Origin of the sequence: Brevibacillus sp. HB1.2, assembly GCF_013332495.1 — a bacterium.
Lineage (GTDB): Bacteria > Bacillota > Bacilli > Brevibacillales > Brevibacillaceae > Brevibacillus > Brevibacillus porteri.
Window position 1 is genome coordinate 68,850 of record NZ_JABMIU010000015.1, and the last position, 19,338, is coordinate 88,187.

Consider the following 19,338-nt stretch of genomic DNA (forward strand, 5'->3'; position numbering starts at 1 on the left):
GAGAGTGATAGTAGACATGCGGATATTACATACAGCCGACTGGCATTTCGGGCGGCAGCTGGAAGGGCGGGACCGACGGATAGAACAAACAGCTTTTGTGGACGAGCTCTGTCACATCGCTGATGAGCGGGAAGTGGATTTGGTGCTCATTGCTGGGGATGTGTACGATTCGGTCAATCCGCCTGCTTGGGCGGAAGAGCTTTTTTATGATGCATTAGAGCGCTTGTCTTCGGAAGGCAGGCGAGGTGTTGTCGTGATCGCGGGGAACCATGACCAGCCTGAGCGGGTGCGGGCAGCAGCGCCGCTTGCCACAAAGCACGGAATTGTATTGTTGGGGTTGCCGAAGGAAGCGCCATTGCTGACGCAGGAAGCATCGACTGATCGCGTGCAACTTGTGCAGGGAGGCCCTTCTTGGCTAGAAATGAAGATTCCTGGCTGCGCAGCGAATGCGGTCATTTTGGCTTTGCCGTATCCTTCTGAATCGCGATTAAAGGAGCTGTTGAGCGAAAGCTTTACCCAGGAGCAGATGCAGCTTGCTTTTTCCGAGCGCATTGCACAATTGCTTGCTGATCTGTCTGTTCATTTTCGTGAGGATACGGTCAATCTGGTCACGAGCCACTTATTTGTCATGGGCGGTAAGGAAACAGATTCGGAGCGACCGATTCAAATTGGGGGAGCGTTGACTGTATCACCGCAGGCTTTTCCGAAGAACGCTGATTATGTGGCGCTCGGCCATCTCCATCGACTGCAAAAGCTCAGTGACAAGCCGTTGGTGCGTTACAGCGGTTCACCGATTTCGTACAGCTTTTCCGAAGCAGGTCAGAGCAAGGCAGTCGTACTGGTCGAGGTGGAGCCAGGGCAAGAAGTGCGTGAGGAGATCATTTATTTGACGAGCGCACGGCCATTGGCACGTTGGAGGGCGACGGAGGGAATTGAGCAAGTCGAGCGCTGGTTGGAAGAGGGACGCGATGCAGGGGCGTGGATTGACTTGGAGCTGCATGTATCTGGCGTGATCGACCCGGCAGAATTTCAGCGTGTCCGCAAGCTTTCGGATGATTTTTTGAAAATACAACGTGTTGTCGTGAGGGAAGAGCGTGAGGAGGAAGAGGAGCAGCGGGTCGAGCTGACAGAGCTGACGTCCGATCAATTGTTCAAACGCTTCTATGAACGGAGACGGGGAGCAGAGCCGGATGAGCAGCTGGTGGCCTTGTTCCAGCGTCTATTGGCAGAAACCGGAGGAGAGGGGGAAGAAGAGTGAGACCGATACGATTGAAGCTGGCAGGGATGCACAGCTACAGAGAAATGCAAGAGGTCGATTTCGAAGTGCTATGTCAGGCGGGACTGTTTGGGATATTCGGTCCGACTGGAAGCGGGAAATCGACAATCTTGGACGCGATCACGCTAGCGCTGTACGGGCAGGTCGTCCGGTTGGGCGGGGGAAACCATCCGAAAGAAGTGCTGAACCAGCTGGAGCAGCGCGTATTTGTGTCCTTTACCTTTGAGCTGGGGACTGGCGATGAGCGCAAGCAATATACGGTGGAACGGGAATTTGGCCTGGATAAAAAGGGGAACAAGAGACAACCGGAAGTAAGGCTGATTCAGTCGGGAGCCTTGACCGGAGAGCCGGATGTCGTATTGGAATCCAAAGCCACGTCCGCGACTGCCGCGATTGAGGCGCTGATTGGTCTCACTTTGCAGGACTTTACCCGGGCGGTCGTTTTGCCACAGGGGCAATTTTCCCGTTTCTTGATGCTGAAGGGCAGTGAGCGCAATGAAATGCTGCAACGAATGTTCCGCCTACATATTTATGGGGAAAAGCTGAGCGAGCGCGTACGGCACGCGTTGGAGCAGGTCAAGGAACAGATGCATCGCTTGCAACTGGCGAGTGCAGCTCTGGGTGACGCAGGTCCGGAAGCCTTGGAGCTGGCGAGACATACATGGGAGGAAGCTGCGCAAAAAGAGCAGGAATTCACCCAGCAAAAACAGGAGCTGGCCGGGAAGCTAAAGGAGCTGGAGCAGCTGAACCAGTGGCATCAGGAGCTAGTGCAAGTCCAGGCGCAACTACAGCAGCAGGAAGCAAATGAAGCGGAAATGGCATCCCTAACCGCGAAGATTCGCGAATGGGAGTCGAGTATTCGATTGTGGCCATTACTCCAGCAATATGAGCGTTTGGATCAGGAATGGCATGCGACCGGTACGGCATTGGAACGCAGCCGCGAACAACAGGAGAGTGCTCGTTTGGCCGTAGATGAGGTAGAGCAAGCGTATCAGAAGGTTCATGCCGAATTGGCTGTACAGGAGCCGTTACTGATTCAGCAAAAGGGCAGGCTGGTACAGGCACAGGAGTGGGAAGAGGAGCTAAAGGCGATCCGGGAAGAGTGGACAGGTCTGGAGCGAGAGTGGAATGAAGTGTCAGTCGCCTTGACCAACATCGAACAACAGTTGGAAAAGGATGAAGCCGAATTAAAAAACTGGGAGCTAGCGTGGGCGGATCTGCAAGAACAGATGAAGCAGGTCACGATCTCTCCAGAATGGCGAGCACAAATAGCGGCAGCCAGAGAAGCGAAGCAGCAGTGGGAACGGGACTATGCCAAGGTACGTGAGCTGGAAAAAGAACAACTCGCAGCAGAGGAGCACATCCAGGCGGCAACCCATACGGCCGATGAGAACAAGCGCAGCTGGGAAGTGTGTGCGAATCGGTTGGCACAAAAAAGAGAAGAGCTTGCAGCACCTACCGACTCGGCTTTGATGAGCGAAGCAGAATGGGAGAAAGCAAGAAATGTACTGGTAGACATGAAGCAGGTAGGCCGCCAGTGGCGGGAAGTATTGCAGGCTTTCTCATCATGGCAGGAGAAGTCGCAACACATCGTCCAGGAGCGTAAGCAGTTGGATGAGCGCAATCAAGAGCTGACTCGGGCAGTAGAGGCAAGCGAAGCACTTGTGAAGAGTCAACTGGTCCAACGAGATGAGCTGCGCCAAGAATGGGAACGCTGGCAGCAGGAAAACATGGCGCGATTTTTGCGCGAACGTTTAGAGGAAGGCAAGGAGTGTCCGGTATGTGGTTCCGAACACCACCCACACGGGCACCAGAACCATACAAAAGCGTCTGAAGTGGGGACGGAGGGTGATGCCCTGCGTGCGCGAATCAAAGCGTCAGAAGAGGCTTTGCGTGCGGCTGAGCAAGAAGCAGGCAAGACCAAGGAAGCTTGGTTGGCAGCGAAGGGAGCGCTTGCTGCTTTTGATGAGCGCCTAGCAAGCGTAAAGGCTGAACAGGAACAGCTGGAAGCGCGCTTGGAAGCGATCAAGGCAGAGTGTCGCGGGTACGGACAGCCTTGGATCGTGGATTCTTTTGAAGAGCTACTCGGAGTCTATCAGCGCGAGGAAAAAGAACGGATCGCCAAGCAAGCGGAAAGAGAGCGACTAAAAGCAGAGCGTGAGCAATTGCAGCAGCAGCTGGAGGCCTTGCGTGAGGAAGAAGCGGAAAAGAAACGCTTGATGGAGCGGAGCACGCTGTTGCTCGAGCAGGCACAGAAGGCAATCAATGACAATAAAGCTCGCCTGGACGCTGCATCCATGCAAGAAAAGCATGCAAGAGAAGAGCTCGACAAGAAACGCAATGAGCTTCCCATCGAGGAAATCGAACAGCGGTACGAGGAAATCGGAAAATCAGATCGCCGTTTAGCAGAACTACAGCAGGTACGATCCGAGAAAGAAACGCTGCGCGGAAAGCTGACGATGCAAGTAGAAGCCGCCAAGTCGCGTAAGGTAGAGGGCAAATCACGGGAAGCGGCGCTGAAGGAAAAGCTTGAAGATAGAAAGCGCATGTGGGAACAAAAACATGCCCAATGGCTGGAACGCACGGGAGGACTTACTGCGCAGGAGTGTCTGATGCGGGTAGAGGATTCTCTCCTCGGTTTGCGTCAGGCAGTCACGTTGGCAGAGACAAAGCGCAAAGAGGCCGCCGAGGCGCGGGAAACGGTGCAAAACAATCTGGTCAAATATTCGGAGACGTTGGCCATCCTCACACGGCAACGTACGGAAGCTCACGAGACATTGTACCAAGGCTTGCAAGAAACAGGTCTCGGCACTGTCGAGTATGTACGGGAGCGGTACGCAGAGCGCGAGCAATTGCCACAGGCACAGGAACAAGTCGAGGCTTACACGCGAATCGCAGGGCAGCTTCGTTACGAGGAAGAAAGGCTACAGCAAGCAGTAGCAGGCCGTTCGTTTACGCAAGAAGAGCTCACCACTGCAAAAGAGGCATGGGAGCAATGGGAGCAAGCCTTCCAGGAGGCGCAAAAGCAAGTCGCTGTCGCCAAAGAGCACGTGGATCGCATGGAAAAAAATCATGACAAATGGCAAGAGCTTCATAAAGAGATGGTACAGCAGCAGGATGAGCAGAGCCGCTTGGAAGAGTTGAAAAAGTTGTTTGAAGCCAAGGCGTTTGTCCAGTTCATTGCGGAGGAAAAACTGGTATCAATCGCCAGAGACGCTTCGTATCACCTGAAGCGGATGACCGCCAATCGTTACGGGCTGGAAATCGGCGACGAGGGCGAATTTGTTTTGCGAGATGAAGGAGCTGGAGGAATGCGCCGTCCAGTAAGCACATTGTCTGGCGGGGAAACATTCCTGACTTCCTTGTCGCTGGCTCTTGCCCTGTCGATGGAGATTCAAATGCGTGGCGGCCGCCTGGAGTTTTTCTTCTTGGACGAAGGCTTTGGGACACTCGATCCGGAGCTATTGGAAGTCGTTATGGATGCGCTTGAACGACTGCGCATGGACGATTTTACCATCGGGGTCATTAGCCACGTCCCGGAAATACGTGTGCGCATGCCGCGTCGTCTGGTCGTGACACCAGCAGAACCGATGGGAAAAGGCAGCATGCTGCATCTGGAAATGGAGTAGGGAAGGGGAAAAATCATGGCAGTCCAATTTATACTGGGACGGGCAGGAACGGGGAAGACAGAATCGATTCATCGGCAGATGCAAGCCCGGCTACGGGAAAAGCCGTTGGGTTCGCCTATGATTCTGCTCGTACCGGAACAGGCCAGCTTTCAGGAAGAGTATGCGCTCGCCACACTGCCAGAGCTAGGCGGTGTGATGGGGACACAAGTGCTCAGCTTCGGTCGATTGGCTCACAGGCTCATGCAGGAGCTGGGCGACCTGACTACCGTGCCTGTTGACGATCTGGGCAAGCATATGGTTTTGCGCATGCTTTTGGAGAGGCACAAGGAAGAGCTGAACGTATTCGGGCGCTCGGCGACACAGCCTGGGTTTGCTTCTCAGCTCGGTCGCTTGATTAGCGAGTGCAAATCGTATGGGGTATCCTTCACCGATTCCGAGAATCTGGAGTGGGGAGGAGCCAATCTCAATCAAAAAATACATGACCTTCGCTTGATTATGAATGCGTACGAGGCTTACTTGTCGGAGGGGTATTGTGATGCGGATGACATCCTGAACCGAGTGGCCACAATGGTACGTGATTCCATGTACATCAAGCAGGCTGAAATATTTATCGATGGCTTTACCGGATTTACGAATCAAGAGCTGCGCTTGATCGAACAGTTGATGCAGCACGCCAAGCAGGTGACGATTGCGCTGACGCTTGACCCGAATGAACGGGACGCCTCTGTGGATGAACTGGGGCTGTTCCACCCTACACTGCGAACATACCAAGCCTTGACACTGATGGCGCGTGAATCGGGTGTCTCAATCGCCAAGCCGCTTTTATTGACCGAGGCACAGCGATTCAAGAGCAGTCCATGGCTGCGTCAGGTCGAACAAGTGTATTTCCAATGGGGAGACCCGCCAATCCCGGATCAGCCCGGACGTTCGGACGAAGTGACGATGCTCTCAGCAGTGAACAGGCGAGCAGAGGTAGAGGCTGTGGCGCTGAAGCTCCTGACTCTGTCGAGAGAAGAGGGGTATCGCTGGAAGGACATGGCGATTTTGCTTCGGGAAATTGGTACGTACGCTGACGAGATTTCGGCTGTATTTACCGAATACGGCATCCCGCACTTCTTGGACCAGAAGCGCTCTGTCATGCACCATCCCTTGGTCGAGCTGGTGCGCTCGGCATTGGAGGTCATTGTCACAAAATGGCGCTACGACGCTGTTTTCCGCTGCTTGAAAACAGACCTGCTCCTGTTGGATATCACCGATGAGCATACAGCCCGGAAGGAAATCGACCGACTGGAAAACTACGTGCTGGCTCATGGTGTCTTTGGCTATCAATGGGCAGAAGAATCTGCTTGGCATTTCCGCGGGCAAGCTGGTGCTGAGGAAGACGCGAAAATCGATGAATTGAGACGCAAATACGCAGCGCCGCTCCTGTTCTTTGAAAAAGAGATGAAGCAAGCAACGGGCAATAACGTACAGGAAATGACTCTTGCTCTGTACAATCTTCTGATCGCGCTGGATGTGCCTAACAAGCTAGAGAATTGGCAGAGGAAGGCAGAAAATGACGGTGATCTCGATGCAGCACAGGTGCACGGGCAAGTATGGACGGGATTGATCGAGCTGATGGATCAGGTCGTGGAGGTCATGGGCGACGAGAGCATGGATCTGGCGACATTTGCTCGTGTGCTCGACAGCGGTCTGGAGACGATTGAATTGGGACTCGTTCCCCCGGCGCTGGATCAGGTGCTGATCGGGGCCATGGAGCGCTCCCGTCAACCGGATGTCAAAGCTCTGTTTTTGCTTGGCGTTAACGAGGGCATTATTCCGTTGCGTCCAAAAGAAGAAGGAATTCTGGATGAGGCGGAACGTGAGCGACTGGCTGAAATGGGCATGTCGCTGGCACCGAGTGCAAAGCAACGGCTGATGGCTGAGCCTTACCTGCTGTACCAAGCGATGACGAGACCATCGGAGAGACTAATCCTGAGCTGTGCGTTGGCAGATGAAGAGGGCAAGGCACTGCTGCCCTCCTCCGTGTTTACACGCATCCGGGAAGTGCTGCCAGATATCCCGCATCAGGTGTTTTATAACGAACCGACGGGGCAGCACGAGACCGATGCATTCTTGCTCGGTCATCCGAGACGTGTGTTCCGCCACCTGTTGACGCTATTGCGATCTATGAAGAAAACAGGAGAGCTGCCAGATTTCTGGTGGGAGGTATACGATTGGTATATTCGTACCTCTTCCGATGTCAAACGGGAGCAGTGGCTGTTGTCCGGCTTGCGTTACTTCAATCGACCGCAGGAGCTGGATTTAGAAACGAGCACGACCTTGTACGGCAAACAACTAAAAATGAGCGTGTCTCGTCTGGAGCGGTTCCAGTCATGTCCGTTCTCGCATTTCTCTTCCCACGGTCTCAGATTGGCAGAGAGAACGATGTACAAGCTGGAGCGTTTCGATGTGGGAGAGCTGTTCCACGCATCACTCAAGCGAGCCGTTGAAAAAATGAACGAAGACAATCTGGAGTGGAGCAAGCTGACGGAAGACAATAGCATGCAGCTTGCAAATGTGGTTGTAGAAGAACTGGTTCCTGCGACTCGCAGCAGCATTTTGACGCGGACAGCCCGGTATCGTTATTTGTCCGGCAAGCTGAAGCGAGCAGTTGGCCGCGCGATTTACGTACTCGGGGAGCATGCGAAGCGCAGCCGTTTTGCACCAGTAGGACTGGAGGTTTCGTTTGGGCCAAGTTCAGATTTACCGGGATTGGCTTTAACACTTGAAAATGGCGTGGAGCTTCAGTTAATCGGACGAATTGACCGCGTTGACCAATCACTGGATAGTGAGGTCCCGTATTTGCGCGTGATTGACTACAAGTCCAGTCCCAAGCAGCTGTCTCTCTCCGACGTGTGGAATGGTCTGAACTTGCAACTGCTCGTCTATCTGGATGTCGTCGTGGCAAATGCGGAGGAATGGCTGGGGAAAAAAGCCGAAATGGGAGGCGTTTTCTACTATCAGGTAGCCGATCCTTTTGTGACGGCAAAACGCTTGCTAACGGCTGACGAAGCGGCAAAGGAGCGGGCAAAGCGCTTGCGCATGAAAGGCTTGATGCTCGCAGACCCAGAGCTGGCACGAATGATGGATGGCTATGTAGAGCAAGGGGCGTCAGAGCTGGTGCCATTTGAAATCAAAAAGGACGGAACGCTTTCGTCGCGATCATCTGTGGCAACAGCCGAGCAATTCCAAGCCTTGACCTCCTATGTTCGCGATACCGTGAAGCAAATCAGTACGCGCATGACCAACGGGGAAATCCAGATCGAACCGTACACAAATGGGACGATGACTGCTTGCGATTACTGTTCGTACAAGCCTGTATGTAAGTTCGATGGAGATGCAGGCGGGAATGAGCACCGCCAGCTTGCCAAGTGGAACAACAAGCAAATATGGAGCATGCTGGCAGAACAGCAGATGGCAGGAGAAGGAGGAATGACCGATGGCGGATCAACAATTGCAGGCCAAGCCTGAACAATGGACGGACGAGCAATGGCAAGCGATTATCCAGCGCGGGAATAATCTCCTGGTGGCAGCGGCAGCAGGCTCAGGGAAAACCTCTGTTCTGGTTGAGCGGATTATCCGACGGATCATGGACGAGAAGGACCCGGTTGGAGTCGATCAGCTGTTGGTGGTGACCTTTACCAATGCGGCAGCGGCTGAGATGCGTCACCGGATTGGCGATGCATTGCGAAAAGCATTGAAAGATGACCCGCACTCTTCTCATCTGCGTCGACAACTGGCGCTGCTTCAGCGGGCGACGATTACGACGCTTCACTCGTTTTGCTTGGGGATTTTGCGCCAGTATTACTATCTGATTGAACTCGATCCTGATTTTCGCATTGCCGATCAGATGGAAGGCGAGCTTTTGCGGCAGGATGTCTTGGAGGAACAGCTGGAGAGCTGGTATGAGAATGACGTGGATTTTCATGCATTAGCTGATGTGATGCTGGACGGTCAGGACGATCATGCTCTCACCATTTTACTGCTCAGGCTGTATGAGTTTTCACGCAGTCATCCGGCACCAGAACAATGGCTCGGGGAAGCAGCTGGAATGTTTGCGGTTCACGATAAAAACGCTCTGGACGGACTGGAGTGGACCAGAAGCGTGCTGCGTTCTGTGGAGCTGGCACTCGGTGGAATGACGGCTAAGATGCGCAGGGCAGTTCTATTGGCAGGCTCACCGGAAGGGCCTGCTGGCTATTTGCCTTTGCTTGAGGCGGAAGCAGCTGCCCTAGAGCGTGCTGGAGCGGCTTGCATAGATGGCTGGGAAGCGACTGTCGGAGCTGTCCGAGGAGTTGTATTTGCCAAGCTGCCTCCAGTGAAAGGTACAGATCCGCTCGTGAAGGAACAGGTGCAAGACCTGCGAAACAGCGTGAAAAAGGAACTGGCAGAGCAAATCGAGCAGTACTTTTCTACGACAGCCGAGCAGTACGTTGCGGATTTGCAGCGGATTGCTCCTCACATGCAGACATTGGCAAGACTGGTGACAGCATTTTCGGACGCATTTCAATTGGAGAAGCGCTCGCGTGGCTTAGTCGACTTTGGCGACTTGGAGCATCTTGCACTGCGCGTTTTAACCGAAACGAATGAGTCTGGGGAGACTGTTCCATCGTCTATCTCGACCCAATTGCGTGAACAGTTCGCTGAAGTGCTGGTAGACGAATATCAGGATATCAACCTCGTGCAGGAGACCATCTTGCAAATGGTTTCCCGAGACGGAGCGGATGGTCAGCCAGCGAATCGCTTCATGGTAGGTGATGTGAAGCAGAGTATTTATCGGTTCCGCTTGGCAGAGCCGAAGCTGTTTCTCGAAAAATATGTGACCTATCAAAAAGATAGGGACGCTGACGAAGTGTGCATCGGACGGCGTATTGATCTGGCGGCAAACTTCCGCAGTAGAAGAGAAGTCGTAGATGCCGTTAACTTTTTGTTTCGTCAGATCATGTCTCACGGGGTAGGTGAGATTGGTTATGATCCTTCGGCGGAGTTGATCAACCGTGCGTCTTATCCTGAAGCACAGCCGAACCGTTTGCAGGCAGAGATGCATCTGATCGACCGGAATACAGCGATAGCAGAAGAAGGTCAGGTGGTAGTTGCCGAGTCGACAGATGAGGGCGAAGCAGGTATTCCCGAGACAGCAGGAGAGTCCGCAGAGGAAGCGAGTGTAGCACAGCTGGAAGCGCGACTGATTGCCAGCCGCATTCGACGTTGGATGGAGCCAGGCGAGGGAGAAGAGCCACTGCTCGTTTTCGATAAAAAGACTGGGGGAATGCGTCCGCTGGCCTATCACGATATCGTTATTTTGCTTCGTGCGACCTCAGGTTGGGGGCAGACAATGCAAGAGGAGCTGCACGCGGCAGGAATTCCCGTGTATGCGGAGCAGACTGCGGGTTATTTCGCGGCGACGGAGGTAGAAACGATGCTCTCTTTGCTGCGTGTCATTGACAACCCGCTCCAAGACATTCCATTGGCAGCTGTATTGCGGTCTCCTATCGTCGGCTTGCGGGAGGAGCAACTTGCTCAAATCCGCATTCACTACGCGACAGGGCCGTTTCACCAAGCTGTACTCCAATATGCAGAGGAACGCCCGGCCCAAGAGTCGTGGGAGAAAAGGCTGCGACAGTTTTTTGGCCGATTGGATCTATGGCGGACAGAGGCTCGCAGAGGTGCTTTATCGGAACTGCTGACGATGCTATACCGGGAGACGGGCTATCTCGATTATGTGGCGGCTCTGGAAAACGGTCAGCAGCGACAGGCCAACTTGCGTGCGCTCTATGATCGTGCGAGACAATACGAAGCTGGCTCCTATCGAGGTTTGTTCCGCTTTTTGCGCTTTGTCGACCGTCTGCAAGAGGCGGGCAATGATATGGGCGAAGCAAGAACCATCGGAGAAAACGAGGATGTCGTACGAATCATGACGATCCATAAAAGTAAGGGGCTGGAGTTCCCAGTTGTATTTGTGGCGGGCATGGGTAAGCAGTTTAATACGATGGATTTGAAAAGCCAGTTTTTGCTGCATAAAGATCTGGGCTTTGGCCCAATGGCAATCGAGCCCTCCATGCAGCTGCGCTATCCGAGTCTGGCTGCGCTAGGCATCCGGCAAAAGCTGCGTTGGGATATGCTGGCAGAAGAAATGCGTGTGCTTTATGTGGCTTTGACGCGTGCACGCGAGAAGCTCATTCTTGTCGGTTCATCGAGGGATCTCGCAAAAAGTGTGACGGACTGGGGCAGACAGGATGATAGCGAGCGGCTCAGTGACGAAGATTTGATACAGGCAAAAGGTTACCTGGATTGGGTAGGGCGTGCGATGCTTCGACATCCTGGCGCAGGATTGCTGCGGGCATATCCAGAGCAACAAGGCTCAGGAGATGTCGTGAGAGTCAGAAGTGTGCAAGATGATTCGGTTTGGTCGTTTCATTTCTATCAGGCAGATGAGCTCCGTGCTCAAGGAGAGTCAATCAACGACGATGCGTCTCTGTGGGAGCGTATGACCAGACGAGAGGCGATTGAGGAACGGCCGTCTGATCACACGTTGCGAGAGATTGTAGACACGAGATTAGGTTGGCAGGACCCGCATCCTATTGCGCCACGCGTCGCTGCGAAATGGAGTGTCAGCGAACTCAAGCGACATGCCAAAGTCAGCAAAGGCGGACAGCCACTCACACTGCCGTCGATTACGGAAAAGCCAAAGTTTTTGTCTGAGCAAAAATCCAATCGACTGACAGCAGCAGAAAAAGGGACAATCACGCACTTAGTGTTCCAGCATCTCGATTTGAAGCGTCCGCTGGATGAAGCGGATATTCGGGAGCAGGTGATGGCACTCGCGGCACGTCGCTTTTTGACTGACGAGCAGGTACAAGCAGTAGATGTTCCCCAGATCGCCCGATTCTTCGCTGATCCTTTGGGGCAGCGAATGAAGTCGGCGGCGGTCGTGCATCGTGAATTACCATTTACCCTCGTGCTTCCTGCTTATGAAGTAGAAGCGGAGTTGGGTGAAGAGAGCAACGAGCAGGTTGTCGTTCAAGGGGTCATTGATTGCCTGTTGGAGGAACAGGATGGAAGCCTCGTCCTGATCGATTTCAAGACAGATTGGATGGCAAAAGAGGCGACTGCCGTAGCCATCGAAGAGATGAAAAGAAGATACGAAGGCCAGATCAGGCTATACGTTCGGGCGATCAAGCAGATCATCAAGCCAAAAGGGAACGTGTCTAGTTTTCTTTATTTACTCTCAGGTGGATTCTCTCTTTCGTTTTCGGATGAAAGCATGGATTAGTATGTTGGACCGTCAGGGTTAGCTCTGGCGGTCTTTTTGTTAGTTACTGCTACTGTAGTGGAGGAAGAAGCGCATTTCCAGTCTACGCTTCGGCCTACGCCCCACAAGCGGGAATGACTGTCCGCTCCGGAATAAATGGCGGGAGCGCTTCAAACGTAGAAGTTTCGAGGAGGCTTCTTTGAACGGCCACCATTATGATCTAACAGCCAGAAGAGATCAAAGCTATACGAAAGCACTGTCACATGTTTGGAAGGAGACCGCCCGAACGAAGAGAGGATACAGGCGACTGGAAAACATGTGGCAGGGCTTCACCCGACCACTACCGTTAGAAGACAAGCACACAGGATTTCACAAAACACGAACGTACGTGCTATAATTAGTTAAAATTTTCCTAATCTACAAAATGATCAAACAAGGAGCGAATCCAATGAAAATGTTTTTCCAGTATAACTGGCAGGTACGGGACGAGTGGATGGAATGGTGCAAGCAGCTGTCGTCAGATGAATTGCTCCGCGAGCGTACAGGTGGGGCTGCCACGATTTTGTACACGCTGTTTCACATTACAGATGTGGAGTATAGCTGGCTTCGAGGTGTACATGGGAAGCCGGATATTCAGGTATCGTATGAAGATTACAAGTCTCTGGAAAAGGTAAAAGAACTATCAGATGCATGGCGCATAGAATTGCGTGATTTCATCGAGAATTGGTCAGACGAGATGGAGAACGAATCGGTAAAGGTCGCCTGGGATGATGAAGTGTACACGAAGGGGGAGCTGCTTCGCCATGTCATCGCCCACGAGATTCATCACATGGGACAGTTGTCCATTTGGGCGAGAGAGCTTGGGATTACACCAGTTTCCGCCAATGTCATTGGGCGCGGATTAGCAAGTAGGTAGCCCTGACAAAATCCGCCCAAACTGCACATGTGCATAATTTTCCTCCAAACGGATCATACTCCAACTGTTTTCAATCACGGTTGGAAGTGAATGACCCGCTTGGGAGGTCGCACATGATGTCATGGAAAAATCAATTGCTGAGGAAAAAGTCAGTTGCACAAATGCTGGAGCAGGTGGATAAAAACGAAAGCTCTCTCAAAAAGTCATTAGGTGCTTTTGACCTGACGATGCTGGGCATCGGCGCGATCATGGGAACAGGGATTTTTGTGTTAACGGGAGTTGCCGCTGCCTTGCACGCTGGGCCAGCACTTGTTTTGTCTTTTGTTATTGCGGCACTTGCCTGTGTGTTTGCCGCACTCTGCTATGCGGAATTTGCTTCGACTGTTCCAGTGTCGGGAAGCGCATATACATACAGTTATGCGGCATTTGGCGAGTTTGTCGCCTGGATGATTGGCTGGGACTTGATTCTCGAATACGGAGTGGCTTGTGCTGCGGTGGCAAGCGGATGGTCGGGGTATGCACAGGGATTGCTAGCCGGGTTTAACATCCACCTGCCACATGCGCTCACGAGTGCATTTGATGCATCGAAAGGAACGATCATGGATCTACCTGCGGTCCTCATCATTGTCATCATTACAGCTTTGTTGATGAAGGGAACGAGAGAGTCAGCGAGCTTGAATACTATTATGGTGTTAATAAAAATAACGGTAGTTGTCCTGTTCCTCGTCGTTGGGGTCATGTATGTCAAGCCGGAAAACTGGAGTCCATTTATGCCGTTTGGTTTTGCGGGAGTAGCGACTGGTGCCGCAACGGTGTTCTTTGCTTTTATCGGGTTTGATGCGGTGTCCAGTGCGGCCGAAGAAGTGCGCAATCCCCAGCGCGACATGCCAATCGGGATCATCTCGTCCTTACTCGTGTGCACGATTTTGTACATTGCTGTCTCGCTGACATTGACAGGGATTGTTCCGTACAAATTGTTGAATGTCAAAAATCCGGTAGCGTTTGCGCTCAGTTATGTCAATCAGGACTGGGTAGCCGGCTTCATTTCGTTGGGTGCTATCGTCGGGATCACGACCGTTTTGTTAGTCATGATGTATGGACAAGCCCGGATGTTTTTTGCGATGAGTCGAGATGGCTTGCTCCCTGAGCTCTTTTCGCACGTACATCCCCGCACACAGGTACCACAAAAGAGCACGCTCGTCGTGGCAGTATTAGTTGCAACCTTCGGTGGATTATTGCCCCTCTCGAGCTTGGCCCAGCTCACTAACATCGGAACGCTGTTTGCTTTTATTTTGGTCTCGATTGGACTAGTTGTACTGCGCCGTACTCATCCGCAATTACCGCGGGCTTTTCGCGTCCCATTTGTTCCGCTTGTTCCCTTGCTCGCGGTTCTCTTTTGCGGATATCTCGTTTTCAATCTGCCTACGCTGACCAAGATCGGTTTTCTCGGTTGGCTGTCGGTCGGAGCGATCGTCTATTTCCTTTATGGGCGCAAACACAGTCGATTGGCAGCAAAAGACGACTCCTCCCAAACATAAGTGGCAGGTTCATCCGTTTAGGCATGTTCTACGTGAGCATGTCTTTGTTTGCTATCTGACAAAGCGATCCCATTCATGTTAGAGTAAAAGCAACCAAAACGACGAGGGAGAGCAGGCTATGAAGCGAAAACGAGCAGATCGACCTGGTTGGAGACGCGTGAAGCGATTGGGCTACCAGCAAAAGTGGGTAGAAGCTTTATCTTTCTCTGGGTACACTGTCCGTCTGACTCTGGACGAAGTGAGTGAGCCTGCTTACATGCCTGTCGGGGATAAAACTCTGTGTGTGGGCGATCGAGGATATGTGTACTTGCAGTATTTTCCCCATGGTCAAGCTTATGCCGTTACGAAAATGATGGATGAGTTAGGGAATACGGTGCAATGGTATATCGATATTTGCCGGGGACATGGCAAGGATGAGAACGGGCATATCTGGTATGACGATTTGTACCTCGACATCGTGGTACTGCCGACAGGAGAAGTATACCTGCTTGATCAGGATGAGCTCGATGAGGCATTGAAAAAAGGCGTTATCACGAGCGAGGATCACCAGTTTGCCTCCGAGACCGCTGATCTGTTATTACGAAATATTTTGGCGGGCAAACGGGATGACTTTGACTTTCCGAATTTTTTTGCATAAACGTATGGAAGAACGAAGGCGGTTGTTGCTTTCGTTCTTTTTTTGGTCGACGTACCGCTTTTTGGAGTGGAGACGGAGGCCGGGAGCTTGCTCCGAGTTTTCTAATTTAGGAAGGTCACGATGGATGAAAGAGATCCTAGTCCAAAATAACCGTATTTTTATTTCGTGTAAAAAACTGTATGTTACGCCTTAAAAATGAAATACGATTTTTATGAACAAACAAACCATTTTGGAGGAGAAGCATGAAGAGTTTATTTCAAGCCTTACTCGCAGTAACACTCATGTTCAGTCTAACGCTTAACAGCAACAACGTATCAGCAAAATCGGAGCAAGAAGAGCTTGGTGTACCGAATCAGTTCCTTGATGATGAGCAGCTAGAGGAAATTGTCGCGAAATTCGAAAGTGAATACCAGCTCGATAGCACGTATATTTCCGACAACCTAATCAGTTATCCAAAACCTGGGGATGTGTTCGTATCCGTTTCTAATCCTATTATTGCGCAGACAGATGTTCCTACAAACATTCAACCTGCGCTTACATTCTCGGTGCCAATTGCTTTTGACAATGATCCGTCAACAGTAGTATCTCTCTATAAGGTTGAAGGAAAATCACCAGTCAGCGGAAAATTGGAGATTAAAAATAACACACTCTATATTCGTCCTGACAAGACTTTGAAATCAAATACGAAATATGCGATCGAGATCGACAAAGGAGCAATTGTAAGCACCACTGATTCTACTAAATCGATCGATAAGTATTCATTTCAGTTTGTGACCAGCAACAACCAAGCGCCTATCGTAATCGATGTAAAGCCGTATGAAGAGGAAACAAAAGTGGATGTAAATGCGGTGATTAAAATGAAGTATGATCGCAAAGTGAAAAGTGGCACAAACGAATTCCTATTAATGGATGATAATGCTGCGGAGGTTCCTGCAACTTTTATCGTCAAAAATGACACGGTAACGATCCAACCGAATGCACCTTTAAAAAATAATGCAGAGTACTTCTTAGGGGTAGCCCAAGGAGCAGTAAAGGATACATCAGGGAATGAAAGCTATAAATATTTTTCCGTGTTCTCAACAGGCACCCCATCTGATGGAGGGGATGATCTAGAATTAGGTGACCTCTCAACAGAGGTTGAGTAGAAGAAATCAGTGAAGCATCTTCCTTTGACACCTCTGTTGCGACTGCTACAGGAAAGGGAGACAAGTGTATAGGGTGAAATGTAAAGATAGAAGGGTTGTCCCTATTCCAGAGACGGCCCTTTTTTCATTCATTCCTGCATTGGATTTCCCCTCCTACGGCTTTTTTGTTTACAATCGTTACAGGGTTGCTTGAATTGCCGATTGGTGCGCTTGCGTTTATGAAAAAGTTGTCTCGCATCCATGAGACAGCGGCAGCCTAGGACGAGAAAATTAAGTCCTTGACTGCCGCAGACAATTACATCTCACCTGGTGTTTTCTGCCCGATGCGGGGGATATGCCGAAGCTTGATCACGGTGAGTATGGCGATAGCGATCATGAGCCCGCCACTAACGGCCACAACAGCATGCATGCTGTCGGTAAATGCTATCTGGGCGCCATGAAGAAGTGTTGAACGAATAGGTTCGGGTAAAGCTTTAGCTGCCGAGACTGCCCCAACGAGACTTTCGCGGGAGGCTGCGGATGTGGAGGTCGTAACATCTCCCGGTATGAAGCCGGCAATTTGAGTGCGGTACACGTACGTTCCAATGCTGCCTAATACAGCGATACCCAGTGCGAATGCGAATTCACCGCTCGTTTGCAGCAAGGACGCCGCCGAACCCGCTTTCGCAGGAGGGGCTGAGCCGATAATGATATCGCTGGACAAGCTCGCAAACGGGGCTGCTCCCATATTAAAAAAGATATAACCGACGATCAGGGTAGAGAGTCCGGATCCCGCTCCTACCTGGGACAGTAGAATACAACCAGTCGCCGAGACGGCAAGGCCTGCCCCGATAAGGAGCGACGGTCGGACCCGCCGAGCGATGATCGGCGACAACAACATGCCTGCCATCGACGCAACCACTCCCGGGAGCATGCACATCGCTGCCGCAAACGGCGATAGTCCTTCCACGAATTGAAGATGCTGTGCGATGAAGAGCATGCAAGCGCCTGTCAATGTGATGCCGAACATGCCGCCCAGTGCTGTGCTGAAGGCGGGGGTTGCGAATAGGCGCAAATCCATTAGCGGACTGTCCAACCGTTGCTGCCGTCTTACGAATAACGTCCCGAAAACAACACCTGCCACGATGGCAATGAGCGGCAAGATATGTAGACCTTGCTTAGCGATTTCCTTTAGGCCGTATATTGCCGGTAGAATGGTGCACATCGACAGCATGACGCTAGTCATATCCAAATGACCAGGTGCGGGATCCCGATATTCTGGCAGAAGATGGGATGCAGTCAACAACAGCAGCGCCATGACTGGAACCCCGAGTAGAAAAATCGAACCCCATGAAAAATGCTCCAGCATCATCCCGCCGACTACTGGGCCAAGCGCCATGCCTCCCATGGAGCACATGAACCATATGCCTATGGCGAGGGAACGTTGCTTATGGTCGCGGAACATATTGCTGATCAATGCCAGGGACGAAGGCGATATCATCGCCCCGGCTATGCCGAGTAGCGCCCGTGCTGCAATCAACATTCCAGAGGTGCTGGAGTAAGCGGCCAACACCGATGCCGAACCGAATGCCGCTGCGCCGATCATCAGTAACTTACGGCGGCCGAGCCGATCTCCGAGCGAGCCCATCGTGATCAAAAAACCCGAGAGCATGAAGCCGTAAATGTCCATGATCCATAGCTGCTCTGTACTGTCAGCGCCGAGAGAGACGCTTATGTGAGGAAGTGCAAGAATCATGACGGACAAGTCAATCGAAACGAGCAAGGCAGGCAAAGAAAGCACGGCAAGCCCAATCCATTCGTTCAAACCGGCCCGGATATTCGATTCAATTGCAGCATCTTTCATTGGCCGTCCAGAACCTCTCCGAGCCGATCTAACATCACCTTTGTTCCGTGCTCACGCTGTTCAGCCGTATCGAGATCGTCAAGAAAAACGCCCTGCTCGGTATAGATCAAGCGCGTGCCGCCGTCCACGGAATCGAATTCCACCGTCGTCACGGAGACAGACATCCGCTTGTCTTCCATGTCCAGCGTATATGAGTATACAATTCGCCTATTCTGAACGATCTCCTGATAGCAGGCATCGAATGTGTAAACGGGTCCCCCAGGCGGACCACCGCGATTGAATTCGCGTCCGCCGACGCGGAAGTCGAACTCTTCGGCTTTAGGAAACCAGCTGGCTTTGGCTGCTTGACCCGCCCATGCAGCGAATACACGGGCAGGGGCATGTTTATAGTTCCTTTCGATAACAAATGTGGAATGTTTGGCAGATCGTTCACTCACAGTCGAAACCTCCTTATCCGGGTTCTTCCGGATGCTCGTCTAAATATTCACCAAGTCGATCGAGGTGGTGATCCATACTCGATTTTCTCTCGGCGAAAAATTTCTCATGCTTCATTCTCATCGTCCGTATGATGTTCATGAAATGCTCAACGGTAAACGGTTCGTTCCTTTGCATCCGACTCGATACATTCTCAAGCTCGTGCAAGAGTTTCTGCTGCATGCGGATACTTTCTTTCAGGCTATCTATTTGAATGGTAACAATGTCTGACAGGCTGAGTTGGTCTCCGGCCATAACGGCTTTAATCTGCTCCAGCGATAGCCCCAACTCCTTTAAGGACAAAATTTGCTGTAGACGTGAAATGTCCTTTTCGGTGTAGAGTCTGTATCCGGATGGCGAATAGCCGGATGGTGAAAACAAGCCTATCTGATCGTAAAAACGCAAAGTTCGTATCGTAATACCCGCCATTTTCGCAAGTTCTCCTACTTTCCACTGTTGCTTCATGATCAGCCCCTTTCTGGGTCGCTAGCGTTTCACCGGTGACTTCACTATAAACCGTTACGTTACGTAATGGTCAAGGAGCCTTATGAAGTTTTTTCCAATTCGTCTAAAACTTTATGATCTC

The 19,338-nt window shown here is 51.7% G+C and carries 11 protein-coding genes; 8 read left to right on the forward strand and 3 right to left on the reverse strand.

From position 1 onward, the window contains the following. The first annotated feature begins 16 nt into the window (after nucleotides 1–16). The 8 genes from HPY28_RS25265 (at nucleotide 17) to HPY28_RS25300 (ending at nucleotide 16,435) form a co-directional block, all read left to right on the forward strand. Nucleotides 17–1,258: an exonuclease SbcCD subunit D gene (locus tag HPY28_RS25265; RefSeq protein WP_017251552.1), complete on the forward strand. Its 1,242-nt coding sequence runs from the start codon at nucleotides 17–19 to the stop codon at nucleotides 1,256–1,258. Further along, complete coding sequence (locus HPY28_RS25270) at nucleotides 1,255–4,905, forward strand: AAA family ATPase (protein ID WP_174231663.1); 3,651 nt, start codon at nucleotides 1,255–1,257, stop codon at nucleotides 4,903–4,905. The genes HPY28_RS25265 and HPY28_RS25270 overlap by 4 nt, the downstream gene beginning before the upstream one ends. 15 nt (nucleotides 4,906–4,920) lie before the next feature. After that, nucleotides 4,921–8,418, forward strand: coding sequence for a helicase-exonuclease AddAB subunit AddB (gene addB / locus HPY28_RS25275; RefSeq protein WP_174231664.1), 3,498 nt, complete (start codon nucleotides 4,921–4,923; stop codon nucleotides 8,416–8,418). Then, nucleotides 8,387–12,220, forward strand: coding sequence for a helicase-exonuclease AddAB subunit AddA (addA, locus tag HPY28_RS25280; protein ID WP_174231665.1), 3,834 nt, complete (start codon nucleotides 8,387–8,389; stop codon nucleotides 12,218–12,220). The genes addB and addA overlap by 32 nt, the downstream gene beginning before the upstream one ends. Before the next feature lie 427 nt (nucleotides 12,221–12,647). Continuing rightward, entirely contained in the window at nucleotides 12,648–13,115 is a 468-nt protein-coding gene (locus HPY28_RS25285; protein ID WP_174231666.1) for a DinB family protein, read from the forward strand. Between the two features lie 116 nt (nucleotides 13,116–13,231). Beyond that, nucleotides 13,232–14,653 carry a branched-chain amino acid transporter BcaP gene (gene bcaP, locus HPY28_RS25290; protein WP_305820439.1) on the forward strand — a complete coding sequence of 474 codons (1,422 nt, stop codon included), beginning with the start codon at nucleotides 13,232–13,234 and terminating at the stop codon, nucleotides 14,651–14,653. A gap of 118 nt (nucleotides 14,654–14,771) precedes the next feature. Beyond that, nucleotides 14,772–15,290, forward strand: coding sequence for a ribonuclease FAU-1 family protein (locus HPY28_RS25295; RefSeq protein ID WP_017251546.1), 519 nt, complete (start codon nucleotides 14,772–14,774; stop codon nucleotides 15,288–15,290). Between the two features lie 242 nt (nucleotides 15,291–15,532). Then, complete coding sequence (locus HPY28_RS25300) at nucleotides 15,533–16,435, forward strand: Ig-like domain-containing domain (RefSeq protein WP_174231667.1); 903 nt, start codon at nucleotides 15,533–15,535, stop codon at nucleotides 16,433–16,435. A gap of 295 nt (nucleotides 16,436–16,730) precedes the next feature. Here HPY28_RS25300 and HPY28_RS25305 read toward each other — a convergent pair whose 3' ends face one another. From HPY28_RS25305 to HPY28_RS25315, 3 genes are read right to left on the reverse strand one after another with little or no spacing between them, the layout of a single operon-like run. Beyond that, nucleotides 16,731–18,278, reverse strand: a complete 1,548-nt coding sequence (locus HPY28_RS25305; protein WP_174231668.1) for an MFS transporter — start codon at nucleotides 18,276–18,278, stop codon at nucleotides 16,731–16,733. Continuing rightward, nucleotides 18,275–18,715, reverse strand: a complete 441-nt coding sequence (locus HPY28_RS25310) for an SRPBCC family protein (RefSeq protein ID WP_173622862.1) — start codon at nucleotides 18,713–18,715, stop codon at nucleotides 18,275–18,277. Before HPY28_RS25310 ends, HPY28_RS25305 begins: the two co-directional genes overlap by 4 nt. A 13-nt stretch (nucleotides 18,716–18,728) precedes the next feature. After that, nucleotides 18,729–19,217, reverse strand: coding sequence for a MerR family transcriptional regulator (locus HPY28_RS25315; RefSeq protein ID WP_017251543.1), 489 nt, complete (start codon nucleotides 19,215–19,217; stop codon nucleotides 18,729–18,731). Nucleotides 19,218–19,338 lie beyond the last annotated feature (121 nt).